Origin of the sequence: Methanoculleus sp. UBA374, assembly GCA_002508705.1 — an archaeon.
In the GTDB taxonomy this organism is placed as follows: Archaea; Halobacteriota; Methanomicrobia; order Methanomicrobiales; family Methanoculleaceae; genus Methanoculleus; species Methanoculleus palmolei.
The window spans coordinates 143,628-169,808 of sequence record DAYL01000033.1; the positions used below are offsets into that span (position 1 = coordinate 143,628).

Below are 26,181 nucleotides of genomic sequence, written 5' to 3' on the forward strand. Positions count from 1 at the left end.
GAGGGCGCTGATGGTCAAACAGGATGATCAAAAAATATTATTTAGTTGTATATAAAATCTGATCATTCATACCTGATCATAATATTTATTATAAATTTATTAGTTTAGGCACAAACTTTGGAGATTCGTGCCACTCAGGCGGGCAATCATGCCGGACCGGATGTTGCCGGAACGGGAGAGGCGGCGGTTCTCCGGGCTCCCGTGCCGGTCAAAAAACGTAGGTGTCGATCGTCGGCCGAGTGGCCGACGACCGGTTTTGCGTCGTTTACCCCTAATTGCGGGGTCGGCGTTGCGTCACGGCATCCTGCCGCGAAACTGCGCGCTTACTCCTCCTCCTCCACCGTCAGCAGGGCGAGCGGGATCTTGAAGTAGCCACTATAAGAGCCGGAATCGGTGGAGTTCCGGTCAAACGTCATGGAACTGTCTCCGCCGGTGATGTAGCTGGTGACGTCCCAACTCTGAGAACCTAGATATGGCCAAGTCGATGGACTGGCCCAGGGAAGGGCGTTGCTGTTAAAAGTGTAGTTCCCGTTGTAACTTGCCAGGTAGATGGCAGTGAGGTTTGCATTAATGGGAGATGTGATCCCGGATGTGCTGAAGTCGGTCTCCCCGATGTAAGAGTAACCGTTAGCATCGGCAACATATGAGTCGGTGTCGTGGCCTTGGTTCACCCAGTAGTAGATCTGGTCATAATCCCCGTCGTTGTACGCCACCACCAAGGTGATCATCTTCACCCTGCCGTCGAACGGCTGGCCGCCGTCCGGTCTGGCCGTGTGCACGCGCGCCGCGACATTTGATGAGGTGATCTGATCCTTCACGTCGTACCACATCAGGTGGTCGCTCGTCACCCGGGTGGAGTTGTTGATCCAGATTGTCCCGTCCTCGCCGCTGCCCTCCGGGAAGGTGTAACTCGTGTTCATGATCTCGGAGCCAAGTGTCACGTAACCCGACCCACCATCGAACTCCACGGTTGTGTTCAGAGGATAATTATTCCTCATGTTCCCAATGTAGGAGTCCACGTAGAGCCGCGCCCAGACAATATCGTCAGGATCGAATACTTCCTCAGGATCGAACGGCAAATTGAACTCCTTCTCGATCGGAGTCGGGTACGCAGATTCGAAATCCCCGTACATGTCGAACCAGAGGCCGCCGGATACTACTCCGGACGACCCGTTCGCGGTGACCAGGGGGTCTCCGCCAATCCACGGGTCTGCCGATGCCGGCGCTGCCATCGCGAGCGCCACGATCAGTACCAGCATGCCCGTCAGCATACCTTGTCTGGTTGTTTTCATGTTTTTTCCATCTCCTCTTTGGTTTGTTTAGATTCCGGAGGGCCATCCCCCCGGCATGAGGGAGATCATTTTAGTACAATAAATACTTTTTTATTTAATATTTTATCTGATATTCTTCTAATTATGACTTAATTAGTAATTACAATCTGTAAATTGGTAATACCAATCGGTATCACCCAGTACCATTCTCAAAGGAGGTCGTGCCCGGCGCGGTCCAAAAGCAGCCGGGCGCGCGGGAACCCCGCCGTACCGCCCGGGAGCGCTCTCTCCTGCCCAACGGGATGCCGCCGCTCCCGGAAATCTCCATCGGGCCGCGAAGGCCCCTTCCGGATGCAGGAGAAAACCCGGTCGCCTGTATCTGGAAAAAACGTTTGTAAAAACACCGGATCGGAAGGGTGTGCGATCTACTGCGCCGGAACAGGCGACGGAACCCGTCCGGCGCAGGAGGATGGCCCTGTAAAACCCAATGAGGAGATGGTTGAATAAGGACAGGACCGTCTTTATTGTTCGTACCCGTACATTATCATCCTGTCGGAACGTCGCGCCGCAACCTCAAATTAAGGAGTCCCGGTACTCATCTCCTTCCCCCGTCGGGCAATCTTCATCATCTCCTCGCTCCCGGATACCATCAGGAGGAGGCGGAACCCGTATGAAAACTCAGGTCCGCCGGAGGAAGAAGAGCATCTTCGTTGACAGGCTGGAGGAGGCACTCCCGCTGCTCCGGGAGCGGTTCGGCGTGGCGAAGATCGGCATCTTCGGATCGACCGCCCCAGGCGTTGACCGGCCCGGGAGCGATGTGGATGTGCTGATCGAGTTTGCACCCGGACAGACGACGTTCCGAAACTCCATGGAACTCGCGTTCTACCTGGAGGCCCTCTTTTGCCGTCGGGTGGACCTCGTCACTGAACTGGGGCTCAACCGACACCTCCGGCCGTATATCGAGCAGGAAGTCGCCTGGTGTGAGGCGTGGCGATCTCTTTCTTCGGCACATCACGGACGAGATTGCATTTTTCCGTGAAGTCGGCAGGGAACTGACATATGAGAGAGGTCGTCCCCAAACACCTCAGCCGGGAGGGTGCATCCTCGAAACTCGAAGAGTTTCTCAAACTCCCGCTGTACCGGCAGTCGCTCCCCGCGTGACGATGCCCGGAGGGAAGCCGTGTCGACAATTTGACGCCAGAGATCACTCAATCTTTCGTGGGGATGTGTCAGAATACTCTGAACTATATGAATCTTCAGCGACGCTCTTCACGGAAGAACCCTTTGGGTTCTTCCTGCCGGGCACGCTTCAACCGCGCCGTGCCTTGAGAGCAGGGAGGCGGTTGATGAGGTCGTATGCAGACAACCTCACCTCGTCGTCCTGGTAAACCTTGTTCTTGAGATTCAAGCCCCGGTTGTACATGAACCGGCAGTACCCGAGGTGTTTGGCGAATCAGGACCGTCTGATCGGCAGTTGGATACAACCGGTACCGGTAGCCCCGCAACAGACGGATAGAGGCGTGTGGGACCACCAATACTAATACTATGCGGGGGAGCCACGCGAGGTGGAAGTATGCGATCCGGAGGGAGGGGCGCCGCTTCACGGAAGATGCTCTGCATCTTCCTGACAGGCACAACCCTCTGGGTTGTGCCGTGTCATCCCCAGTCCTCTCGACCGGGGTCTTCCCACTCTGCTCCGAGAGCCCCGCGAGACAACTACCAAAAAACTTGTATGATCCGCGTGATCAAGGGTATGATCATGAAATATACGGTAGTGCTCGAACCACAGGAAGAGGGTGGGTTCACCGTCCAGTGTGTTGAGATCCCGGGAGCGATCAGCCAGGGCGAAACGCGGGAGGAAGCACTTGCCAACATCAAAGAAGCAATAGAACTCGTTCTTGACGTGCAGCGGGAAAAATTGTATCGGAAGACATCAACTGCCCGTCGTGAGATATCAAAGGTTGACGTAGTTGATGTCATATAGGCTGCCGGTCATTTCCGGGGAAGAGATGGTAAAGTACCTTGCCCGGTCTGGTTTCGTCCCGCAACGGCAGACCTCGTCCCATGTTGTTGTGCAGAAGGAATGGCGGGTCTTTTCCGTACCTCTGCACCGTGAGCTGAAGAAAGATACCCTGATTGGCATCCTCAAACAAGCCGGGATCGATAGGGAAGAATTCAGGCGTACCTTCAAGTGATGGTTTGAACTGTGTTCAAGAGAATGACCGAGGATTCCCGCGACTTGAGTCATGGGAGGAATCGGCCCTTCGCATATCACGATACACTTTCACCCCGAACGGCTATTCTTTATGCCGGAGGAAGTCCAACAGATGTTTGTTGCGCTATGGAAGGCACGAAGCAGGAGCCTCCCTGCGGATCACGGCTATACACACCTGCGCAAACGACACCACAGTGCAGCGACATTGCTGCCAGGGCCGCCGTCAACCGGCCTATTGCGGTCCGCTCCCCCGACACCGGGGGAGAGGTGGAATCGCGAAGCCCCTAAAGAGCGTGCTCCCATCTATAGGAGCATGTCCCCGACTGAAGTCGGGGGTAGTTGACAGCGACTTGTGCATGATTACCCTGTTGGAACGTCGTGCCGCAGGCACACCCCCGGACGGATCGCACAACTCCGCGTGGCCCGGCCATACGGTCGAACCCCGCCCCGGGGCCCGGATGGATGGGGTGGTGGGGACCGCTCAAGTCCCCGTGATCCCGGCACGGCATCCGACGGCCGGGTACGGGACGGTTATCACGTCTTCGATCTACCTCCACCGGGCAACTCTCGGTGCCGTTGCTATCGCCCCGTCGACGATCCAGGAGGTGCCATGAGCGCGGGAAGCCGTCGGCACGGTGAGGGTGTCCCGTGTGCCTTCGAATGAAGACCCTCGGGGCTCGTCTGTTTGGGTGGATTATATCCAGATGAAAACAAACATTTATGCTGGAGTATACTCCAACAAACTGTATGCCCTCGGTCCTCGACCTCCTGGTCGCCCTCAATCCCTGGTGGAGCGCCAGACCCTTTGAAACGGGTATACGGCGGGAGAAATACTTCACGAAGATACGGAAGTATCTTGAGACCGGGGAGGTCGTTGTCCTTACGGGGGTGCGCCGTTCGGGAAAAACAACGCTCCTCTTCCAGATCATCGACGACCTGATCCATAACCGCCGGGTCGATCCGCGGTCGATACTCTTTGTGAACTGCGATGAGCCGGAGATTGCCCGCCTCGAAGACCCGCTCGAGACCCTGCTTGAGACCTACCGCAGGGACGTGTACGGCGGCGACGCGCCCTACCTCATCTTTGATGAGATCCAGACCCTCGAGGGGTGGGAGCGGTGGATAAAATCGCTCTACGACAGAAAGAAATTCACCCTTATCATATCCGGTTCGACGTCCTACCTTCTCGACTCAAACCTCTCAACGCTCATTGCCGGGCGATACCTTCCGGTCCATGTCTACCCGCTCGATTTTGTGGAATACGTGGTCTTCTCGGGCGAGGACCTGCCGCACGATCCCGTATCTCTCGCGTCGGCGAAGTACCGGCTCCTGCATCTGCTCGGTGAGTATATCAGGAAGGAGGTTTCCCGCAGGTCGTCCTTTCAGACGACGAAACGATCCGGCGGGACCAGCTCGCGGCATACTACGACAGCATCGTCTATCGCGACATCGTGCGGGTTAATGAGGTGCGAAACCAGAAGGCGCTCGGCGATCTGCTTACTTACTGCATGACGAACGTAACCTCGTTCTACTCCTACCGGAATCTCCAGGAGGTGCTCGGCATCGATTTCGAGACCGTCAGGGAGTATCTCTACTACGCAGAGAAAGCGAAGATCCTCTTTGAGGTTCAGTACTTCAGCTCTTCGCTGAAAACACAGAGCAGGAACAACAAAAAGATCTACTGCATCGACAATGGTCTCCGGAACGCCGTATCGTTCAGGTTCTCGGAAGACGAAGGAAGGCTTGCAGAGAACCTCGTCTTCATCGAACTGAAGAAGCAGGGTCGTGAAGTATATTACTGGAAGAAACAGGGTGAGGTCGATTTCGTCGTAAAAAATCCCGACCGCTCGCTCTCGGCAATCAGCGTCTCTTACACCGATTCCCTCCCCGCCCGGGAGGAAAAAGCACTGCTCGAGTTCGCAAACCTTCACGGCTCCCGGGTGCGGGAGTGCATCCTTCTCACGAAAGACACGGAGAAGAGAGAGGGAACTGTCCGGTATATCCCGCTCTGGAAATGGCTGCTCGACGGGGGAGCGATATCACAAGCATGCGTTCCGCAAATTCGTTTTTGAGCGATTAAACGCCGCCGTTAAGGTGCATGGAGTAGGGCCGTTAGGGGACAGGTTCGTTGCGGCTATGCCCTGCACCTACCGATGCAGAGAGGAGCGGTAACCGTGCCCGACAGGGGGACCCTCGCCGGTCCCCCGGAGGGGTCATCTGAAGCCTCAGCGGCGACTGAGCGTCGGAGGGTCACGTGCACCGGGGGCATGAGGGACGCTGCCTGACCGGCCATGGTAAACTCTGTCCGTTCAATCCTTCAACCACTGCAGGCGTGAAGGTGCGCCGGAAAGGCGACGGAACCCCTCCGGCGCCGGTGGGATGGCCCTGTAAAACCAACATGGAGAGGGTTGACGAAAGACGGGATCGTCTATTTCATACATAGTTCTCTTACGGAAACATCGTAGCGCTGGTATCTCAATCGAGAAAACCTTACTGTCGCCGTCCGGAATTTCCTGGTCGGGGGATGTGCGGCCGAACCCTGCGTCGTTTGACCTTGGAAAAAATTGAGGGGGGCCCGCTTTAGGCCCCCGTGAGGTCGGCGTGGTATTCGGTGGTTGAATACGGGACAATCGTCACGTCTTCTGTCGTCTTCGACCCCTCCTTCCCCGCCACCTTCACCGGGTAACTGCCGATGCCGAGGTAGTGGAAGGTGTGGGGCGTCTTCTCGCCGGTATCACGGTTGAAGAGGTAGATCTTGGCGCCTGCCGGGTCGCTCGAGACCTCAAGCGACCCCCAGGTATACGCGGCGAGGGTGAACTTCACCGCGGCGTCGCCGGAGCCGCCCGTCAGTACGACCTCCTGCTCCGCCGGGAGATACCCCGGCTTCGAGACCCCGACGAGGTGCCTCCCTTCCGAGATGTTGCCGACGACGTACGGCGTGGCGAACCCGGTCTGGAACCCGTCGACCGATATCGCCGCCCCCGCCGGCGCCGACGTCACGAGAAGGCTGCAGGGTGCGGCGGAGAACGCGGCACTCACGGTATCGTTCGACTGGACGGTGGCGGGTATCCTGTATGTCCGGTAACCCCCGCCGTCCGCGACGGTGAGGTACGCCCCGCCGATCCCCCGGACCTCAATCGTCTTCGGGAACCGGTCGCCCATGTATCTGCCGTTGATCGAGAACGGCTTCTGGGCGTACTCCTCCGGTGCGAACGTGATCGAACGCGTCAACTCAGCGTTGCCGCTGGAAAACATCACCCGCGTCAGGGTGTTTTTATCTATCCATACCCGCTCTTTATCGGAACTGAACTCGACCTTCTCTTTCTTCACCTTGATGGTGTGCAGCCCTTCTTTCAGCCCGTAGATGACGGCGGGGGTCTTCTGGGTCACTTTGCGGCCGTCGACGAAGATCTCCGCCTCGTCGGGGAACGAGTCGACGTAGACGCCGCCGTAGTGGTTCTGTTCCCAGTCGCGGAGCAGTCCCGGGGATACGGCTCCCGGGACCTCGACCACGACTTCGTCGTCGCGCGCAAGCTGGACCTCCCGCTCCACCGGCTCGGCGCCGTCCATGCGCACCCGGACGGTATGGTTGCCGCCGGAGAGCGATGCAAACGCGGCCGGGGTCGTCCTGCCGGTATACTCGCCGTCGAGGTCGATGAGTGCGCCCGGCGGGTCGGAGAGCACCGCAAGATCGAACTGCATCGTGGTGATGTCGACAGGAGGCGCCGCCGTCGGCGTGGGCTCTGCCGCCGCGGCCGGGATCGGTTCAGGCCCCACCGCCGGCCCCGGCTCCTCCCCGGCGGAGGCGAAGCCGAAGAGCCCGAAAAGCGCCTGGACGGCACCGAACAGAAGGCCGATCACTCCTCCATCCCGGGCGGACTCACCGGTCTCGCCGTACCGGACCGTATAGATGCCTCCCTGCCGGACCTTCACCGAGACGCTGCCGCCCGTCGCATCGGCCGCAGTCTCCAGGGTCTGCCAGGCGCCCGAAGAACGGTCGTACCTGGCGATCACGCCTCCCGGTTCGCTCACGGAGATGATCAAACTCAGGGGGAGATCACTCATCATATCCTCGCTGCCGACCGCGTAGGCCGGGTCGGCACCCCCTGCGTCGCCGGGTAAAAGCCTCTGCAGCGTCAGCGCCTGGACGGGGCTCCCGGAGCCCTCGGTGATCACCGCTCCCTCGGGGATGTACAGTTGAACGGCCCCGCCGTCGGCGACGAGACGCGTGGCCTCGATCCGCCCGTTCGTCGCGTTGAGGGTGAACCGCGATCCCGACTCGCTGGACGGTGTCGCCGGAATCCCGGTTGTGCCCGTCGTGGATGTGGCGTTCGTCTCATATCCCTCCGGCGGGGTGCCTTTCCTGACGACGAGGATGATGGCGCGGTTCTCCATGTAGTCGCCTTTCGTCGTGGTGATGAGGCTCTGGATTCCCGCCGCGTTCTCCGATCCCATGAGGTACGGTCTCACGTCCAGGTCGGCCACGCTGATTGCCGAAGAGCCGGCGGTGAGCAGATTGAACCACTCGCCGTCGTTGAAGTAGATCCGGTGCTCGTCGTCGTCAATCCCCGAACCGGCGGTGGTGACCAGGATGAGGCGCGCCTCGCCGGCTCCGGAGAGGTCGACGGACTCGTTGAAGGTCGCCGTTGTGATGCAGTCTTCGGACGTCGTCCCGAAGTCCGGGTGGGCGTAGAGCGTATCCGACCCCTCCGCGACCCAGTAGGTCATCTCCGGCTCTGCGGGGTCCTCGGTGACGACCAGGAGCCCGATGCCGTAGGTCGCAAAGACATCGTCCTTCCTCCCGTCGTTCGTCAGTTTCACGACGTGTTCGCCGGCGATGCCGCCCGGGACGCCGGTGACGTTGAACGCGTGTGTTTCGAGAAGATAATTGTAGATCCCCTCGTTCTTCCGGTCGTTGTAGACCGCGTCTGCTTTGATGGTCGCCCCGTCGACTGCGAGGCTGACCCTGACCGGAGTCCCTTCCTTCCTCTGTTCGTCGTGCCCCCAGGTGGTGTAGATGTAGAGCCGCGCGTATGCGACCGTGCCGTTGCCGGGGACATCGATCGTAAACTCCCTGCTCTCGCCTGCGTGGATAAGCCCGGTGTAGTCGCTGAACTCGTAGTAGGTCAGGTTCCCGTGGAGGGTGCCCGAGACGGCGACGTCCAGGGTCTTTCCGGAGTAGCCGTAGTCGGGAACCCTGCCGTCGGACCCGACGGCGGTCTCGAGCGTGAAGTCGACGGTGGTGGTCTCGCCGTCGTTGACCGTAACCGTCCGGTAGTCTTCGACCCCCTCCGCTCTCACCTCGACCGTGTAGTCTCCGATGATCAGGTTCTCCAGCGTCGCCGGGGTTACGACCGACATGTTCTCCCCGTTGAGGTAGATCCAGGCCCCGGCCGGCTCGCTCGTCACCTCGATGCTGCCCGTTATCGGCTCGAGGTCGAAATGGGCCGTGGCGTTCGAGCCTTTGGTCACCGTGACCCACTGGTCCTCGGGCACCCGGTAGCGGTCCAGCTCGACCCGAACCGCGTGGTCGCCGGCGGGTATGCCGGGAATCGTCGTGTTCGCCGTCCACTGGGTCGGTTCGTCGTCGAGGAAGATTGCCGCGCCGGCGGGCGCTGAGGTCACATTGATCGACCCGACCTCCTTCTCCGGGTAGCGGACCGAGAGGAGGGCGAGCGGGATCTTGAAGAACGCGCCCAGGTAGGCTCCGCCGCTCCCGGAGACGCTGAGGTCGCGGGTGTAGGCGAACGTGCTCGCCGCCCCGGGCTCCATGAGGTCGGAGACGTCCCAGGTCTGGTAGCCCGAGTAGGGGCCCTGCGGGTCATTGGCGTCGAGCGGTTCGGTGTTGAACTCGAACTCCCCGACGTTGCTTGCCATGTAGATCGCCGAGAACTCGGCTGCGGGGACCCGTTCGTCGTCCTCCGGGAGGTCCTCGGTATCGAAGGTCGTCTCGCCCGTGTAGGTTTCGCCGATATCCTCGACGTAGTAGGAGTGGACGTCGTGCCCCTGGTTCACCCAGTAGTAGACCTCGTCGCCGTCGCCGTCGTCGTAGGCGACGACCAGCGTGACGAGCTTTATCCTCCCGTCGAAGGTCCCTTTATACCCTTCCGGCTGGTCCACCTTTACCTCGGCGACCGGGTTCCTCGCGGTGATGCGGCCGGTCACGTCGTACCACATCAGGTAATCGCTCGTGATCCGGTTGCAGTGGTCGTTCACCCAGACCGGGCTGCCGCCGTGGATCGCGAAGACGTACGGCTGCCGGAGTTCCTCGACGCCGAGCGTCTCTATCCCCGACCCGCCGTCGAACTTCACGGTCGCCCGGTGCTCGTAGTTGTTCTGCATATGAGCGCAGTAGACGGAGACGTAGAGGCGCGCCCACTTGATCTCCGTGTAGGCGGGCAGGGCAAACGTCTTCTCCGCCGAGTTGGCGAAGTCCGTGTACGAATCGGACCATAGCCCGCCGGAGACGGTGTCTTCTTTGACGGTTCCGAGCGGGATGCCGCCCACGTACTGGTCGGCCGCCGCGGGTGCGGGCACCAGAACGAGCAGCAGCATAAGAGATAGCGCAATTCCTGTGATATACGGTCTGTTGATTCTCATTCATCACACCCCCGTCCGTATCGCCGTCACCGGGTTGAGGTGAGACGCCTTCAACGCCGGGTAGAGGCCCGATGCCAGAGAGAGAACGATCGCGATCGCCATTCCGATCACGAGAATTTCGGGCGTGATCAGGGTGATGTCGCCCTCGGCGAACGTTGAGAACGTATCGTCGAGCTGGGCGACGATGAACGGCTTCCCGAATGTGTTGATCACGCCCGTGAACGCGATGCCTAAAAGATCGCCGAGCACGCCCCCGATGAGGCCGATATAGAGGCATTCGGCGAGGATGAGGTGGACGACGTCCGCCGGGGAGGCCCCGATGGCCATGGTGATCCCGATCTCCCGCGTCCGCTCGAAGACCGACGTGACCATCGTGTTGACGATCATCAGCACCCCCACGATCAGGGAGACCCCGGCAAAGAACGCCAGGATGAGGACGACGACGTCCATCAGCTGGTTCACCGACTCGATCTGCTGGAACGCGCCCTTCGCGGTGAGGCCGAGCGCCTTGACGTCGTCCACGACGCCGAAGACCGTTTCGGGCTGATCGACCCGGATCAGGACCCCGTCGAACGCCGTCTCGTCCCCGCGCAGTTCCTGCGCGACCCCGCGGTCGATCAGCATCACCTGGTCGAACGCATCGTCCCGCTCCTGGAGCACGCCGACCAGGGTGAACGTCACCTCTTCGTCGACCGGCATGCCGTCCTCATCGTAGCGCCGGATGAGGATCGGGACGGCGTCGCCGAACCTGACCCCCTCGTAGCGCTGGAGCGTCTCGGCGACGTCGTGCCCGAGCACCGCCTGCCGGGAGCCGGGCTCGAGGTTCTCTCCCCTCAGGAATTTCGGCCGGATCACACCCTCGATCCCGGCGGGATCGATCCCCACGACCTCAAGGTAGGTCTGCCGTTTTGTGGTGTACGCCTCCCGGACCACCGCCGAAGAAGCCTCCACGTGCTGGACGGCGGCGAGTTCCTCGATCTTTGCCGGCGTGATGAACTGGATCGCGCCTCCGCGGATATCCGCAGTCGCCTCGATGAGCGTGAGGTCGGACTGCTCCTTGATCGCCTCCACCGCCTGGTAGCGGACGCCCTCCCCGAGGGAGACGGTCCCGACGACGGCCGCAACCCCGATAGCGATCCCGAGGGCGGTGAGGAAGACGCGCATCCGCTTCCGGGCGACCTGGTGGGCCGAGACCCTCAGGTAGTCGATCAGCCGATCGAAGATCATGCGACCACGCTCCCGTCGAGGAGCTTGATGGTACGGTCGGTCCGCCTCCCGAGCTCACGCTCATGGGTGACGATCAGAAACGTCGTCTCCCGCTCCTCGTTTACCTGCCGCATCAGGCCGAAGATCTCGTCGCGCGTCTTCGAATCCAGGTTCCCCGTCGGCTCGTCGGCCAGGACGATGAGCGGCTCGCCGATAAGAGCGCGGGCGATCGCCACCCGCTGCTGCTCGCCGCCGCTCATCTCCCGGGGATAGTGGTGCGCCCGGTCCGCGAGGCCGACGAGCGAGAGGAGGTCGGCCGCCCGCTCTCTCCTGACCGCCGTATCGCGATAGTTGAAGAGGAGTGGATACTCCACGTTTTCCTGCGCCGTCAGGGCCGGGATGAGGTTGAAACTCTGGAAGACAAACCCGATGGACTCTCTTCGGAGGGCGATGAGCGCCTTTCGGTCGCTGAAATCGACGCTTTTACCGCCGATGCGGACCTCTCCCGATGTCGGGGCGTCGAGGCCGCCGAGGATGTTCAGGAGCGTGCTCTTGCCGCTGCCGCTTCTCCCGAGGAGCGCGATGAACTCCCCCTTCCAGACGGCCAGGTTCACGTCCGCCAGAGCGGTCACCCGGTCGTTGTACGCCTTGCTCAGGTGTCTTGTCTCGATGATGGTCTCCATACTCTTACTCCTTCCGTTCGGCCCAGAGAACGGCGTTCGTCAGCACCAGGTAGTCCTTTTCGTCCTGGATCTGCACGAAATTCTCGTCGGACCGCAGGTAGGGCAGCACGTCCCGCCGGTCGATCCCGACCTGCACCGTCTCGTCGGAGTCAAAGACGTTCACCCACTCCTTCCCGCTCGATCCCGGGAAGAGCGCCGAGAGGATCGCTTCAAAGAACGAGGGCATGCTGCTTGTCCCCTCGCGGTTGAAGAAGAGCCGGTTGATCACGGGGATCTTCTCCCGGGTATAGCCCCCGGAAGGGGCGACGATGAAGAGTTCGGCCGATTTAAGGCCGGATCGGTCGATTGTCCCGGGGAAATCGATCTTGCTCGACGCCATGGCGGGGGTGATCCCGTAACTGCTGTAGAGGAGGTCGGCCCCCTCGCTCACCCAGACGATCCCCTCCGGCGATCCGGGGCTCTCGTAGACGGCGAGCAGGCCGATCCCCTGGACGACGAACGTCCGGTTGTCGGTGGCGTTGTTCTTGAGGACGACTTCAAAGGAGTTCTTTCCGGGGTTGAGGTCTCTCGTCGTAAAGATGTCCACTCCTGAGAAGAAGTCGTTCTGGCTGACGAACCCCTTGGAGTCCGTGTAGCGGTCGGCCTCCGCAAGGTTCTCGCCCGTATCCGTGCGGGTGAGCGAGAACACCGGGTAGATGGCGTTCTGGTCGAGCTTGCTCCAGGCCCAGTAGACGTAGATGCGCTGATAGAGGATGGTTGCGTCCGCCGGGAGTTCGGGTTCGAACATAACCGCATACTCTCCCCCCGGACTGATTGCTCCGCTGTAGGTGCTGTTTCCCACGGTGTAGACGTAGCCGCCCCGGAACTCGTCGTGAAATACGGTCGAGAGCGGTTTGTCCCCGGCATAGGTGGCCGCCGCGGGGCTTGCGAGGAGTCCGAGCAGGAGGAACAGCCCGGCGAGGGTCTTACGGGAAGGCATACTCGCCCTCCGCCGCGTTGTTTGCCCGGTTCGAGTCTTTGATCGCGCTCCCCTCATCCGCGACGACCTTGATCCGGTGCTTACCGGGCGTCGTGTAGAGCGGGACGTCAATGGTGACCGTTGCACCGGCGTCGATCCCGTCGATCTGCTTGACTGCCGCCTTATCGCCGTCGAGGTAGATGGTGAGGTCGAAGGCGCCGACGTCGCTCCCGCCTCCGTTCTTGATCGTGATCGGGAGGGTATAGTCCAGGTAGCCTGCAGCGGTCGCCGGCGGTACTGCCAGCAGCGATACGGCGACGATGACCGCGCCTGCGATCAGGAGTATCGCCGCCTTCCCGCGCGGCGGGCGCATCATAAGAAGCGCGGCGAGAGAGAGCCCCGCAAACAGGGCGAAGAGCGGGGCTGGCGACTGCTGCGTCGCCGCGGCCTGGGCCGCGGCCTCGAGCCCGCCCCGGACCGGCGTCCCGACGGCGACGGAGAGGTCGGGGACCGTGCCGACCGTCAACTGCACCGATGCCTCGTTGTCCGTCGGGTCGACGTCGCCGCCGGCATCGACCCGGACCGCAATGGTATGCCGGCCTTCGGCAAGGGTGACGCCGGTCTCGACCTGCTGGACGCCGGACCTTGCCGGTTCGATCTCAACCGTTTTGACGACCTTCCCGTCGACCGAGAAGGCCACCTCGATCTTCCCATCGGGCCGGACGCCGTAGTTTCTCACCGTCGCCCGGATCGTCGCTTCTTCGCCCGCATAGGCTCCCGTCGCTACGGGCTCATCGACGGCGAAGTCCGGCGCCGACGAGACGCCGGGCCGCTGCACCGTGAGGATCACGGAGCAGGGATGAATATAGTCCTCGCCCTCGGGCTTCGACCCGGTGGTGCTGATCTCCCCGTCGCCGTTAAGATCCCTTCCCCGCTCGAAGACCACGGTGTTGGTATCCCCGAGGAGTCTGCCGACGTCGAACGTCTCGACGTCGATGTAACGCGCCTCGGGTCCGGGGTTTCCGGTCGCGTCGCCGATGTGCTCGTTGCCGATGTCCCGCGCCCCCTCCGGGTAGAGCGTGAGGTCTGTTGCCGGAACGCCCAGGTCCTCGCCGTTGAAGAGGACGTAGTCCGGCTGCCCCTTCGTCGAGGCTACGAGGACTACGGTCAGGTCGGCGGCAGCCCCTTCCGCCGCGCCCGCCTTCTCAAAGACCATCTCGCACGTGTCGTGGCGCGTGGGGTTTGTGCCGGACCACCCCTCGCCGTGGAGGTTCTCGTTCCCTTCGGCGATCCAGTAGCGGGTGAGCGGTAATTTATCGTCCTCAACGACGGCCACGACGAAGATGCCGTAGGAGCGCCCGTCGATCCTGCTCTCGGGCTGGCCCCTGCTGGTCGTGAGGGTGACGGTGTTCTTGCCGCCCCGGAGCTGGTCGGTGCAGTCGTGCGCGACCCAGTAGACGCCGTATCCCGATACGAAGGTCTCAGGATGCCGGTCGTCTTTTCCAAAGAGGTCCCGGCGGACCGGGACGCCGTTGTTGACGCTGAGTTCCTCCCACCCGGTGTAGCGCTCGGTGCCGCCCCAGACGCCCGTGTAGACCCGCGCCCAGACCGGCTTTGACGGGAGAGTGAAGGTGCATTCAAGGGGAGGAGCGGTGAGCCCGTATGTCCCGAAGGTGAGCACCTCCCCCCGTATCTCGCCCTGGGCCGCTGTGTCGAGGGAGATGCCCTCGAAGTCGTAGATTGCCGAGACCTGTGCCGTCATGAAGGCGAATGCGATAATTGCGCATAAAATTATGTGGATGTTTCTGAGTATATTCATACTATCTATTGGATGATAACACTCATTATTAACTATTTTTATTTTTGTGTGACTATGCGAATGTTCTTTTTGCTCGATTATCGGGACTGGATTGTCTGCGGGTCCCGATCTGCCGGCGCATTGCTCCTGCGCACATTGCCTTGAAAACCCGAGAAATTCCTGCGGACCGGTACTCCGTGAACGTTTTTGCGGAAAGCCCCCGGACATCAACCCACCAAACTCCTTTCGAAGCCTTACGGCTTTTCAAACTCTGTTTCTGACGGAGCGTCGCTCTTCGCACCTTCGTTGCTCATGCTCCTGTTCGAAGACCCCCGGTCTTCTTAAACTCCGGCCCTTTGGGCCATCGCACTTCGCGTGAGACTTTGTCGCTGTCCCGAAACGTTACCTCACGCGAAGTGCGACCGTCCACAGGGAGGGAGGGTTCGGAACCGGAGCTCGAGCACAGAATTGTTGCAAGCCGCGAATCGCATGAGACTTCGGGTACTTGCCCCCTTCGCCGCCGCACGCGAAGTCCGGGGAATGCCTCTCCGTTCGGGTGTCGCGTGAGACCGCGCGGCGGGCGCCAGCATGAGCGAAGTTTCTTCTCCGGCGCCGTTTCTCGCGAATATTAACTTATTCTATCTATTTGTTAATATTCCATCGGTTACTCTTTGAAATAACTCCGAATAAATGATACAAATAATAATATATTTAACACGCCGCGATGAATTCCTCTGTAATGACACCGAGGAGAGCAGTAGTCCTGTGCATCCTGATCGCTCTGCTCGCGGCCCCCGCAGCGGCTGCGAGCGTCGAGCGGACCGTCGCTTCGCTGCCGGAAGGCGGTTTTGAGGTGACGCTCACGGTGACGGATATCCCGGTCGGGGGCATCGTCGAGACCATCCCCGACGGCTGCACCTGGGCGGGGACGGATCACCCGGAGAACCGTACCCGGGTCTCCGGACAGCACGTCGCTTTCGCCGTCGTCGGCGAAGAGACGGTCCGTTACCGGATGCAGGGGCCGGCGGAGGCCGGCGAAGAGATCGCCGGCACGTGGGAAGACCTGCAGGCCGGTGAATCGGGCACCGTGGGGTCGGACGGGCCCCGGAACCCGGGAGAGGCCGCGCAGACGACGGCCCCGGGCGCGCCCGGTTTTGAGTGGGCGGCCGCGCTCGCGGCGCTTGTCGTGCTGTGCGTCCGGAGGTGCGGACGATGACCCATAAACTTCTCCTGCTCGTCTGCTGTATCTTCCTCCTCGCCGGAACGGCGGCGGCGGAGACGGTCCCGTGCGACAGCGACGGCGACGGCACGCTGACGGCGTCCGAGCTCGCGACCGCGATCCTCGACTCGCTGGACGCCCGGTTCATGGGCGGAACGGTCGAAGTCCCCTCGTCCGACGACCTCCGGGACGCCGCGTTCGTCTACGAGCACTGGGACGGCCGTGCGCTCACGATCACCGACTCATCCGGACGAGAAACGACGCTTTCCCGGCCGCTCCGGAAGATCGCGGTCTTCAACAGCGACACCATCGAGATGATGCGGTCGATAGGCGTGGAGTCTGACCGGGTCGTGGGGGTGAGCAAGTACACCCTCGAGGACCCGACTTACTTCCCCGAGTACCGGGGAAAGGCGAACCTCGGGTCGACCTGGGCCCCCGACTACGAGCAGGCGGCCGCGGTCCGCCCCGATGCGGTCTTCCTCTACGCCACCATCTCCCAGTCGTCCTGCGACGAGATTGAAGAGACGCTTTCGTCCATCGACCCCGGCATCCGCTTCTTCCGGTTCGACAGCTACCGGCCGACGGCCTACGCCGACGAGGTGCGGACGATGGGAGCCCTCCTCGGGAAGGAAGAGGGGGCCGAACGGTTCCTCGCGTTCCACGGGAGCGTCATGGACACCGTTGCCGGGCGCATAGCCTCGATACCGGCCGACGAACGGGTCTCGGTCTACCTGGAGAACTGGGACGATTACAAGAGCGCCGGAAACGGGTCGGGCTACGATGAGAAGATCGGACTTGCCGGAGGCCGGAACATCTTCGCCGACACCGCGGTCGAGTACCCGGCGGTCGACCCCGAGGCCGTCATCAGCAGGAACCCCGACGTCATCGTCAAGATCGTGGGCGCCGGCGAACTGGTCTTCGGCGGTTACGGCGACGATGACCCGGCACCCTTCGAAGAGGTCACCCGCGCAATCGAGGACCGTCCGGTCTGGGACCGGATCGACGCTGTCAGGGACGGCCGGGTGCACGTCATCCACTCCGACGTCATCGGCGGGCCCGAATACTTCATCGGCGTCGCATACATGGCGAAGTGGTTCTACCCGGACCTCTTCCCCGACCTCGACCCCCGCGCGGTCCACCAGCAGTACCTGAGCGAGTTCCAGAGGCTCGACTACGACCTCGAGGAACACGGGGCGTTTGTCTATCCGGTATGATGACCGACTTCGGCAGGCAGGAGTATGCCCGGCTCACCGAGAAGCGTGCCCTCTTCATCGCCGCCCTCATCCTGATCCTCGCCGCACTCGTCGGGGTCGCCGTGACCCTCGGGTCGGCGAACCTCCCGGTCGCCGACTCCTACCTTGCCATCCTCGCCGGGCTTTTCCCCGAGGCGGTCGACCTGCCGGACCGGATGGTCGAGTCAAACGCCGTCGGGATAGTCTGGGGCTGGCGGCTGCACCGCGTGCTCTTCGCGATCGTGGCGGGGTTCGGGCTTGCGATCGCCGGCACGGTGATGCAGGGCGTCCTCAGGAACCCGCTTGCCAGTCCCTTCACGCTCGGGATCGCCTCCGCCGCCTCGTGCGGCGCATCGGTCGCCATCATCCTCGGGGCCGGTTTCCTCTCCGGCTACCTCGTCATCGGCAACGCCTTCCTCTTCGCCATGCTCGCCGCGGGCGCCATCTACGGCATGGCCCGCCTGAAGGGCATGGGGAGCGAGACGATGATCCTCGCCGGGATCGCGCTCATGTACCTCTTCTCGGCCGTCACCTCGTTCCTCCAGTACCTGGGGACCTCCGAGAAGGTGCAGGAGGTCGTCTTCTGGATGTTCGGGTCCCTGGACAAGTCGTCCTGGCCGAAACTCGGGCTCGTGACGGTAGTCGTCGTTGCCGTCGTCCCGCTCCTCCTCTGGCGCGCGTGGGACCTCAACGCGCTCGCCGAGGGCGACGAAACGGCAAAGAGCCTCGGCGTGCCGGTTGAGCGGTCCATGGCCGGGTTCATGCTCGCCGCCTCGCTCGTAACGGCGGTGATCATCTGCTTCACCGGCACCATCGGGTTCATCGGCCTCGTGGCGCCCCACATCACCCGGATGGTGATCGGGGCCGATCACCGGACCCTCATTCCTGCATCCGGACTCGTCGGCGCCGTCATCCTCCTCGGCGCCGACTGCCTCGCGCGGACGGTGATCCCCGGAGCGATCATCCCGGTCGGGATCATGACCGCGTTCCTCGGCATCCCGTTCTTCGTCTACCTCTTCATGCGCAGGAGGGATGCCTGATGCCTCTGCTCCGCGTCCAGGGGCTCTCGTTCTCCTACCGCGACCGGCGGGTGCTTACGGACGTCTCGTTCTCCCTTGAGCGGGGCGAGGTCCTCGGGGTCGTCGGGCCGAACGGGTCCGGAAAAACGACGCTGCTCCGGTGCCTGGACCGGATTCTCGACCCGGAAGGAGATGTCCGCCTCGACGGGCGCGACCTTTCTGCGATGAGCCGGACGGAGATCGCCCGGACCATCGCCTACGTCCCGCAGAGCGGCGGCGCCCTGAATCCCGTGACGGTCTTTGAGACCGTCCTGATGGGCAGGCGGCCGTACCTGCGCTGGAGCGTCTCCGAGGAGGATAAACGGAAGGTCTCGGAGGCGCTCTCCCTCCTCGGCATCGGCGGCTTTGCGTCCCGGAGGGCCGACCGGCTCTCGGGGGGAGAGCGGCAGCGGGTGCTGATTGCCCGGGCGCTCGCGCAGGACGCCCGGCTTCTCCTCCTCGACGAGCCGACGAGTGCGCTCGACCTGCGTAACCAGATCGAGGTGATGGCCCTCCTCCGCCGGCTCGCGGACGAGCGGCGGCTTGCGGTGGTGGCGGCGATCCACGACCTGAACCTTGCCGCCCGCTACTGCCACCGGATCGTGATGCTGAAAGAGGGGCGGGTGCTCGGGGAGGGTGCGCCGTCCTCCCTCCTGACCGGAGAGATGATGCGCGCCGTCTACGGGGTCGAGGCGGCAGTAAAAGATGAGATGGGGGTCCCGTACGTGGTCCCCCTCCGCCCGTCGGATGACGGGGTGGAGGTCGTATGAAGATAACGATAGTGGCCTGGGGCAGCGAACTGCTGCAGTTTTCCGGTGCGGCGCGGGAGGCCGGGATCGACCTTTCCGCGTGGCAGGTGCATGAACTGACGGACGATGCAGAGAAGCGGGAGCGGTGCATCGAATCATGCAATGATTCAGACGTCGTTTTAGTCCATCCGTCGCACGACCCGGTCTGGGACGAGATCCTGGGCGGGCTCGCGGCCGGCGTCCCGGTGATAGCGTTCGGCTACACCGACGCCTCATGGACGGCCTCGACCGTCCCGCTCGCCGTCGTCTCCACGGTGAGCACCTACTTCCTCTACGGCGGGCCTGAGAACATCAGGAACCTGATCCGCTACGTCCAGGCCGAGGTGTGCGGGATGGACGTCGCTTACGACCCCCCGCAGGAGACCCGCTGGGAAGGGGTCTACCACCCGGACGCCGGTGCCGTCTTCGACGACCCCGACGACTATCTTGCCTGGCACCCCTCCCGGCACCCGACGCGGGTGGGTCTCCTCTTCTCCCGGACGCACTGGGTGAACGGGGACCTTGCCGTCGTGGACGCCCTGATCCGGAGACTTGAGAACTATTACGACGTTCTCCCGGTCTTCTGCTTTGGAATTGCGGACCGGGATATCGGGGCCCTGTCCGACCGGGAGGTGCTCGAGACCTTCTTTGCGGGCCGGATCAATGCGCTCGTCGACGCAAGGACGTTCACGCCGCCCCGCGACGCCGACGCCTTCGTCGAGGCGCTCAAGAGGCTCGGCGTGCCGGTCTTCCACCCCCTGATCCTCTATCACCGGACCGAGGCAGAGTGGATGGCCGATCTGGACGGAATGCGCGGGAGCGACGTATCCTGGTACGTCGCGATGCCCGAGTTCTTCGGTGCGATCGAGATGGTCCCGGTCGGCGCGGCGGAAAACCGCGAGCAGGCGGGCACCGAAGGCGAACGGCACGTCCCCATCGGCGAGCGGGTGGAGAAGTTCGTGGGCCGGGTCCGGAGGTGGATCGACCTCGCGATGACGCCCGTCGCGGAGAGACGGGTGGCCTTCATCCTCCATAACAAGCCCTGTGCCTCGGTCGAGGCGTCGGTCGGGGCCGGGGCGCACCTCGATACCCTGGAGAGCGTCGCGAGAATCCTCAAGGCGATGCACGACCGGGGGTATGCGGTCGAATACCCGGCGAGCGGTAAAGAACTGATCGAGACCATCATGGACAAGAAAGCGGTCAGCGACTTCCGCTGGACCTCGGTCGCGGAGATCGTCCGGAAAGGCGGCGCCCTCGCTCTGGTGGAGCCGGAAGACTACGCCGGATGGTTCGAGACGCTCCCTCCCGGGGTCCGGGCCCGCGTCTGCGAGGCGTGGGGCCGGCCGCCGGGCGAGGAGATGGACGGCGTCCCGCCGGCGATGGTCTACGAGGGGAAGATCGTCGTCACCGGGGTGCGCTACGGTAACGCTCTCGTCTGCGTCCAGCCAAAGCGCGGGTGCGCCGGTCCGCGATGTGACGGCGAGGTCTGCCGGATACTCCACGACCCGGGCGTTCCGCCGACCCACCAGTACCTCGCGACCTACCGCTACATCGAGGAGACGTTCGGCGCGGACGTGATCGTCCACGTCGGCACGCACGGAAACTTCGAGTTCCTCCCGGGAAAATCGGTCGCCCCGTCGGGCGCCTGCTTCCCCGACATCGCCGTCGGGACCGTCCCCCACCTCTACATCTACAACGCCGACAACCCCCCGGAGGGGACGATCGCCAAGCGGCGGAGTTACGCGACCCTGGTCGACCACATGCAGACGGTGATGGTCGCAAGCGATCTCTACGCGGGTTTGAAGGACCTCGAAGAGCAGATCGCGGACTACAACCGGGCGAAAGGCGTCGACCGGGCGCGGGAGCATGCACTCGAACACACCATCGCCGACCTCCTCGAAGAGACCGGCATCGGCGGCGAGATCGGGGTTCGCGCCCTCCTCGATCAGGGAGCCCCGTTCGAGGCGGTGGTCGCCGCCGCCCATACCGCCGTCGCCCGGATCGCCGATACCCGGATACCCGACGGGATGCACATCTTCGGTGAGGTGCCGGAGGGCGAGCGCCGGGTGGAGTTCATCCATGCCGTCATGCGTTATAGCGGCGACATAAGGTCCGCGGTGCTCCGGATGATGGGGCATGACGGGTCCGCCACGGACGATGCGCTGCTCCGGGACGCCGAAACCACGGCAAAGGCTCTCATCGCCGCGTTCCTTGCGGGAGAGGCCCCGGACGGCCTCCCATACCCCGACCCGGAGGCGCTCGAGAGGATCCGGGCCGGCGTCCTCGATCTTGCGGCGCGGATGGACGGCTCCGACGAGATCGGGAGCCTGTTATCGGGTCTCGCCGGGGGCTACATCCCGCCGGGCCCCTCGGGCCTCATCACGCGCGGCAAACCCGAGGTGCTCCCCACCGGGCGGAACTTCTACTCGCTCGACCCCTTCCGGGCTCCCACCCGCGCCGCGTGGCGGATCGGGACGCGGCTTGCGGAGAGCGTCGTTGCAAAGTACGCCGACGAGCACGGGCGGGTCCCGGAGAACGTCGGCATGTACTGGATGGCGTCCGACATCATGTGGGCCGACGGCGAGCAACTCGCGCAGATCTTCTCCCTCATCGGGGTCGAGCCGGTCTGGACGGACGGCAGGGTCAGGTCCTACCGCATACTCCCGCTCGAAGAACTCGGGCGGCCCCGGATCGACGTCACCGTCAGGATGAGCGGGATACTCCGGGACTGCTTCTATACCTCTATTGAACTCCTGGACGACGCCATCCATGAGGTTGCCGCGCTGGACGAGCCGCTCGAGGCGAACTTCATCCGGAAGCACGCTCTCGCAGGGAGCGGAACCGCCCGGATCTTCGGGAGCCGGCCGGGCACCTACGGCAACGGCGTCAGCCTGGCGGTCTATGCGTCGGCCTGGAAGGAGGAGGCGGACCTTGCGGATGTCTTTGTCGGGTGGAACGGTTATGCCTACGGGCGGGGCAACTTCGGCGAAGAGTCCCCCGAGACCTTCTCCGCGCAGCTTGCCGCCGTCGACCTCACCTTCAACAAGACGGTGACCGATGAGTACGACCTTCTCGGGTGCTGCTGCTACTTCGGGGTGCACGGCGGGCTGACCGGGGCGGTGCGCGCGCTTTCGAAGCACGAGGTGCCCGCCTACTACGGCGATACGCGCGACCGGGACCGCGTGGAGGTCCGGACGCTTGCCGAGGAGGTGCGGCGGGTCGTCAGGGCGAAACTCCTCAACCCGAAGTGGATCGAGGGGATGAAGCGGCACGGCTACAAGGGTGCCGGGGACATCTCCCGCCAGGTGGGGACCGTTTACGGCTGGGAGGCGACGACACAGGAGGTGGACGACCGGATCTTCGACGACATCGCCCGGACGTTCGTTCTGGACCCTGAGATGCGGCAGTTCTTCGCGGATGAGAACCCCTGGGCGCTTGAGGAGATCGGGAGGCGGCTGCTCGAGGCGCACGGGCGCGGCCTCTGGAACGCCGACCCGGACGTTCTCGAAGGGTTACAAACGGCATATCTTGAGATGGAAGGCTGGATCGAGGACCGGATGGATGACTCCGGCGGGGACGTTCAGGGTGGCGCCGTCCGCGTGGTGACCGCGGAGGACGTAAGAGCGTTGCGGGGGAGGCAGCGGGGTGAATGAGATCGCCCGTCCGGCAGGCATGCCGCGTCGTTCCGGCGGAATAATTGGAAAGATGCATATGTTGCGGCGCGGTACAGGTTATCGTGGTATCATGTCTGCCCGATCCGCCGTCCCCCTCCTCATCGCTCTCCTCATCGTCGCGTGCTCCGGATGCATCGCCCTTGAAAAGGACGATGATCTCGGTCCTGCCGGCCCCGGTGCCGTCGAACCGCCGTGGTCGGGCATACCTCAGCCTTCCCCGGGCGAAACGGCCCCCGGCCCTGCACCTTCCGCGACGGAGAGCGGGAGCACCGTGGTGCCGGTCGATCCGGTGCCGGTGCAGCCCGGCGAGTATATCCCGAACCCGAACCCGTACAACGTCTCGTCCGTGCCGTTGATCCGGATGGATGCCGTAAAGCCGGTTGTCGAGAGAGCGACCGTCTTCGAAGAGCAGTACTCCCTCGTCTATTCGGCAAGGGGGCTGCAGGTGGACGTCGTCGACGTGCCGTTCATCATCACCTTCGCCGTGGACGCACAAAACCCCGAACCCGGCGCGTACTCCCGGCTCGTCGTCACCGTCCGCGACCCTGAGACCCTTCAGCTCATCGCCGACGAAGGCTACAACGGGATATACGGGAGCGCCCGGGAGAAATCAATCACGCTCTACCGGCCGGGACGCTACATTGTGACACTGGACGGGCATTTCGTCGACGTGAAGGTGACGATGGCGGCCGAACGGACGAGCGGCTCCTGATCGATTTTCCATCGGGGTATGCAGGACCCCTCATCGTTTATTTTCCGGGATCTCCTTACCCCGGGCCGAACGGGCATTGAGGCCCCCGGTGACAGTCCGGTAGCAGACTTCAAGCCGCTCTTTATATTATTTTTATTGTTATTGGTATTACTTGATACTAAAAATAGTAAATTATATAACACTGCCCGTTGTATCTCTGCCTGGTGGGCGGTGGCGGGGCCGCCGAAAAGCCATGGCCACCTCACCGGGCCCCGGCGTCTCTCGCTGCCGCCTGCCGAACCGCCCTGCCTGCTGGCGGGGGGCGGTGATCGACGATGAAAAAACGGCTTTCATCTGAAGAAGGCGAGGTCGTGCTGGACACCGAACGCGACGTCTGCATCTACTCCGCACCGCGGGGCAGGCCCGACGGGGCGTATGCGCGTGGAAAAGACCTCTACGTGCATGAACAGGAGGGGCTGCCCGACACCTACTACATCCACTCCTGGTCGGCGGACCCCGACGAAGACGAACTGATCCAGACCGTCTCCCTCGTCTCCGCCGAGGAGTTCCTGGAACTGCGGGGGCTCATGCTGAACGCCTACCCGGAGCAGCGGGGAAGTCTGGCGTTGCGGTCCTACGGCTACGGCATCGCAGAAGAATTTTGAGACCACACGGTCCCGGGCAGGGGCAGGGAGGCCCCTCTTCCCCGGTCAACCCACGATTTGTTACGAAATTGGAACTCTTTAACATCCATAACATCATATTCTCACATATGTCTTACCAGGCACGGAGGAACGTCCTTCCGTTCACCGCCATTGTCGGTCAGGAGACGATGAAACGCGCGCTCATCCTCAACGCCGTCAACCCGGGGATCGGCGGCGTCCTCATCCGCGGCGAGAAAGGGACTGCAAAGTCCACCGCGGTCAGGGCGCTTGCCGACGTGCTCCCCGAGATCGCCGTGGTCCGGGGCTGCCCGTACAGTTGCGATCCCGACGGCGGCCTGTGTACCGTCTGTGCCGAAAAAAAAGCCTCCGGTGAGGACCTGGACGTCGAACGGCGCAGGGTCCGCGTCGTCGACCTCCCGCTCGGGGTGACCGAAGACCGGGTGGTGGGCACCGTCGACGTGGAGCGGGCGATCCGCGAGGGGAAGGTGACGTTCGACCCCGGCCTCCTCGCGGCGGTCAACCGCGGCGTCCTCTACATCGATGAGGTCAACCTGCTCGACGACCACGTGGCCGACGTCCTCCTCGATGCTGCCGCGATGGGTGTCAACGTGGTGGAGCGGGAGGGCATATCCTTCTCCCACCCCGCCCGGTTCATTCTGGTCGGCACCATGAACCCGGAGGAGGGGGAACTGCGGCCGCAGCTGCTCGACCGGTTCGGACTGCAGGTGACCGTGGAAGGGATCGAGGACCCCGCCCGGAGGATGGCGATCGTCAGGGCCGCCGAGACGTTCGAGTACGACCCCGACGGGTTCCGGCAGGCGTACGGCGCGGCGCAGGATGCGTTACGTAGCGAGATCGTTGCCGCCCGGGCGCTGCTTTCGTCCGTCACGGTCGACGACGGACTCGTCGAGGCCGTGGTGAAGGCATGCATCCGGCTCGGGGTCAGGACCCACCGCGCCGACATCGCCGTCGTCCGCACGGCAAAGACGATCGCCGCCCTCGCCGGGCGAACGGTCGTCACCCGCGTCGACGTCAGGGAGGCCATGGAACTCGCCCTCCCGCACCGGATGCGCCGGAAGCCGTTCGAAGAGCCGAAGATCGACCCGGAGGACCTCGACAGGTCCCTGGAGGACGCCGGGGAGGAGCACGACCGCACTCCCCGGGATGACGGGGGCGATGCGACCGGTGAGGGTTCCTCCGACGGACATGACGGAGAGCCGTCCCCCGCCGCCGGCGGCGCCTCCCATGAGACCGTTCTCCCGGTAGGAGACCCGGTCGATGTCGGAAAGATGAGCCTGCCGGAGCGGCGGGATGCCCTGGAACGGCTGAGGACCTCCGGCAGACGGTTTGAGACGTTCTCGGCCGGAAACGCGGGGCGGTACGTCGCCGCCCGCTATCCGACCGGCACCGGCGATATAGCGCTCGACGCCACGCTCCGGGCCGCCGCCCCGCACCAGCAGGTCCGGGACCGGGAGGGGGTGGCGGTCGCCGTCTGGAGCGAGGATATCCGCGAGCGGGTCCGGGTGGGCAAGGTCTCCGTTGCGTGCGTCTTCGTGGTCGACGCCAGCGGTTCGATGGGAGCCTTGATGCGGATGGAGTCGGCGAAGGGCGCAGTCTTCTCGATGCTCATGGACTCCTACCGGCACCGCGACCGGGTCGGCCTGGTGGCGTTCCGGGGGAGCGGCGCCGAGACCCTCCTCCCGCTCTCTACGAGCATCGATCTCGCAGAGAAACGTCTTGAAAGTCTCCCCACCGGCGGGAAGACGCCGCTTGCCGCCGGTCTCGTGAAAGGCATGGAGGTTCTCCTGCGGGAGCGACAGAAGAACGGCGAGGTGATTCCGATGATGGTCGTCATATCCGACGGCAGAGCGAACGTCCCGCTCGCGGGAGACGTGCGCCCCGAGGTTCTCGGCATCGCAGAAGAGATCCGGTCCCACGGCATCCGCACGGTGGTCATCGATACCGAGGAGACCGGAAACTCGTTCATGCAGTTCCGGCTCGGCTACTGCCGGACCCTCGCGGAGCATGCCGGCGGCGGCTACTACCCTATTGCCGACCTTTCCGCCGGGCTCCTGCACGACGTCGCCGTGGCCGAACGGGATGCGCTGGTGCATCCCGTCTGA

At 63.2% G+C, this 26,181-nt stretch carries 20 protein-coding genes and 2 pseudogenes; 14 read left to right on the forward strand and 8 right to left on the reverse strand.

What is annotated here, in order from left to right:
- Positions 1–323 precede the first annotated feature (323 nt).
- A complete protein-coding gene (locus BRA42_RS12290) occupies positions 324–1,259 on the reverse strand; it encodes a DUF3344 domain-containing protein (protein WP_342770689.1) in 936 nt (311 codons plus the stop codon).
- 682 nt (positions 1,260–1,941) lie between these two features.
- Between BRA42_RS12290 and BRA42_RS12295 the strand changes: the two genes are divergently transcribed.
- A complete protein-coding gene (locus tag BRA42_RS12295) occupies positions 1,942–2,310 on the forward strand; it encodes a nucleotidyltransferase family protein (protein WP_292407386.1) in 369 nt (122 codons plus the stop codon).
- A 270-nt stretch (positions 2,311–2,580) separates the two neighbouring features.
- On the opposite strand, the pseudogene BRA42_RS14445 reads toward BRA42_RS12295, so the two are convergent.
- A pseudogene (locus BRA42_RS14445) lies at positions 2,581–2,709 on the reverse strand (hypothetical protein); the annotation flags it as partial.
- Positions 2,710–2,716: 7 nt separating this feature from the next.
- Positions 2,717–2,875: pseudogene (locus BRA42_RS14450) on the reverse strand (helix-turn-helix domain-containing protein); the annotation flags it as partial.
- A gap of 155 nt (positions 2,876–3,030) precedes the next feature.
- Between BRA42_RS14450 and BRA42_RS12300 the strand changes: the two are divergent.
- The 5 genes from BRA42_RS12300 to BRA42_RS12320 all read left to right on the forward strand — a co-directional run bounded on the left by BRA42_RS12300 (position 3,031) and on the right by BRA42_RS12320 (position 5,558).
- Positions 3,031–3,255 carry a type II toxin-antitoxin system HicB family antitoxin gene (locus BRA42_RS12300; RefSeq protein ID WP_292407377.1) on the forward strand — a complete coding sequence of 75 codons (225 nt, stop codon included), beginning with the start codon at positions 3,031–3,033 and terminating at the stop codon, positions 3,253–3,255.
- Between the two features lie 25 nt (positions 3,256–3,280).
- A complete protein-coding gene (locus tag BRA42_RS12305; protein ID WP_342770690.1) occupies positions 3,281–3,466 on the forward strand; it encodes a type II toxin-antitoxin system HicA family toxin in 186 nt (61 codons plus the stop codon).
- 376 nt (positions 3,467–3,842) lie between these two features.
- Positions 3,843–4,100 (forward strand): hypothetical protein, encoded by a 258-nt coding sequence (locus BRA42_RS12310; protein ID WP_342771159.1) that lies wholly within the window; start codon positions 3,843–3,845, stop codon positions 4,098–4,100.
- A 133-nt stretch (positions 4,101–4,233) separates the two neighbouring features.
- Entirely contained in the window at positions 4,234–4,998 is a 765-nt protein-coding gene (locus tag BRA42_RS12315) for an ATP-binding protein (RefSeq protein ID WP_342771160.1), read from the forward strand.
- A complete protein-coding gene (locus tag BRA42_RS12320) occupies positions 4,953–5,558 on the forward strand; it encodes an ATP-binding protein (protein WP_342770692.1) in 606 nt (201 codons plus the stop codon). The genes BRA42_RS12315 and BRA42_RS12320 overlap by 46 nt, the downstream gene beginning before the upstream one ends.
- Positions 5,559–6,066: 508 nt before the next feature.
- Here BRA42_RS12320 and BRA42_RS12325 read toward each other — a convergent pair.
- The 5 genes from BRA42_RS12325 to BRA42_RS12345 are packed head-to-tail and all read right to left on the reverse strand — an operon-like array spanning position 6,067 to position 14,695.
- Entirely contained in the window at positions 6,067–10,041 is a 3,975-nt protein-coding gene (locus BRA42_RS12325; protein WP_342770693.1) for a DUF3344 domain-containing protein, read from the reverse strand.
- A 48-nt stretch (positions 10,042–10,089) separates the two neighbouring features.
- Entirely contained in the window at positions 10,090–11,313 is a 1,224-nt protein-coding gene (locus BRA42_RS12330; RefSeq protein WP_342771161.1) for an ABC transporter permease, read from the reverse strand.
- The gene (locus BRA42_RS12335; protein ID WP_342770695.1) at positions 11,310–11,975 is read right to left on the reverse strand and encodes an ABC transporter ATP-binding protein; all 666 of its coding nucleotides are present in this window, start codon (positions 11,973–11,975) and stop codon (positions 11,310–11,312) included. Before BRA42_RS12335 ends, BRA42_RS12330 begins: the two co-directional genes overlap by 4 nt.
- A gap of 4 nt (positions 11,976–11,979) precedes the next feature.
- Positions 11,980–12,954 (reverse strand): DUF3344 domain-containing protein, encoded by a 975-nt coding sequence (locus tag BRA42_RS12340; RefSeq protein WP_342770696.1) that lies wholly within the window; start codon positions 12,952–12,954, stop codon positions 11,980–11,982.
- Entirely contained in the window at positions 12,941–14,695 is a 1,755-nt protein-coding gene (locus tag BRA42_RS12345; RefSeq protein ID WP_342771162.1) for a DUF3344 domain-containing protein, read from the reverse strand. The genes BRA42_RS12340 and BRA42_RS12345 overlap by 14 nt, the downstream gene beginning before the upstream one ends.
- 775 nt (positions 14,696–15,470) lie before the next feature.
- Between BRA42_RS12345 and BRA42_RS12350 the strand changes: the two genes are divergently transcribed.
- The 8 genes from BRA42_RS12350 to BRA42_RS12385 all read left to right on the forward strand — a co-directional run bounded on the left by BRA42_RS12350 (position 15,471) and on the right by BRA42_RS12385 (position 26,181).
- Complete coding sequence (locus tag BRA42_RS12350; RefSeq protein WP_342770698.1) at positions 15,471–15,947, forward strand: hypothetical protein; 477 nt, start codon at positions 15,471–15,473, stop codon at positions 15,945–15,947.
- Positions 15,944–17,164 (forward strand): ABC transporter substrate-binding protein, encoded by a 1,221-nt coding sequence (locus tag BRA42_RS12355; RefSeq protein ID WP_342770699.1) that lies wholly within the window; start codon positions 15,944–15,946, stop codon positions 17,162–17,164. The genes BRA42_RS12350 and BRA42_RS12355 overlap by 4 nt, the downstream gene beginning before the upstream one ends.
- On the forward strand, positions 17,161–18,222 hold the full coding sequence (locus BRA42_RS12360; RefSeq protein ID WP_342686020.1) for an iron ABC transporter permease: 1,062 nt from the start codon (positions 17,161–17,163) through the stop codon (positions 18,220–18,222). Before BRA42_RS12355 ends, BRA42_RS12360 begins: the two co-directional genes overlap by 4 nt.
- Positions 18,222–19,010 carry an ABC transporter ATP-binding protein gene (locus BRA42_RS12365; protein ID WP_292405965.1) on the forward strand — a complete coding sequence of 263 codons (789 nt, stop codon included), beginning with the start codon at positions 18,222–18,224 and terminating at the stop codon, positions 19,008–19,010. Before BRA42_RS12360 ends, BRA42_RS12365 begins: the two co-directional genes overlap by 1 nt.
- Positions 19,007–22,681, forward strand: a complete 3,675-nt coding sequence (gene cobN, locus BRA42_RS12370; protein ID WP_342771163.1) for a cobaltochelatase subunit CobN — start codon at positions 19,007–19,009, stop codon at positions 22,679–22,681. The genes BRA42_RS12365 and cobN overlap by 4 nt, the downstream gene beginning before the upstream one ends.
- Positions 22,682–22,772: 91 nt before the next feature.
- Positions 22,773–23,414: a hypothetical protein gene (locus BRA42_RS12375; protein WP_292405941.1), complete on the forward strand. Its 642-nt coding sequence runs from the start codon at positions 22,773–22,775 to the stop codon at positions 23,412–23,414.
- Positions 23,415–23,728: 314 nt separating this feature from the next.
- The gene (locus BRA42_RS12380; protein WP_292405938.1) at positions 23,729–24,058 is read left to right on the forward strand and encodes a hypothetical protein; all 330 of its coding nucleotides are present in this window, start codon (positions 23,729–23,731) and stop codon (positions 24,056–24,058) included.
- Positions 24,059–24,165: 107 nt separating this feature from the next.
- Positions 24,166–26,181 carry a magnesium chelatase subunit D family protein gene (locus tag BRA42_RS12385; RefSeq protein WP_292405935.1) on the forward strand — a complete coding sequence of 672 codons (2,016 nt, stop codon included), beginning with the start codon at positions 24,166–24,168 and terminating at the stop codon, positions 26,179–26,181.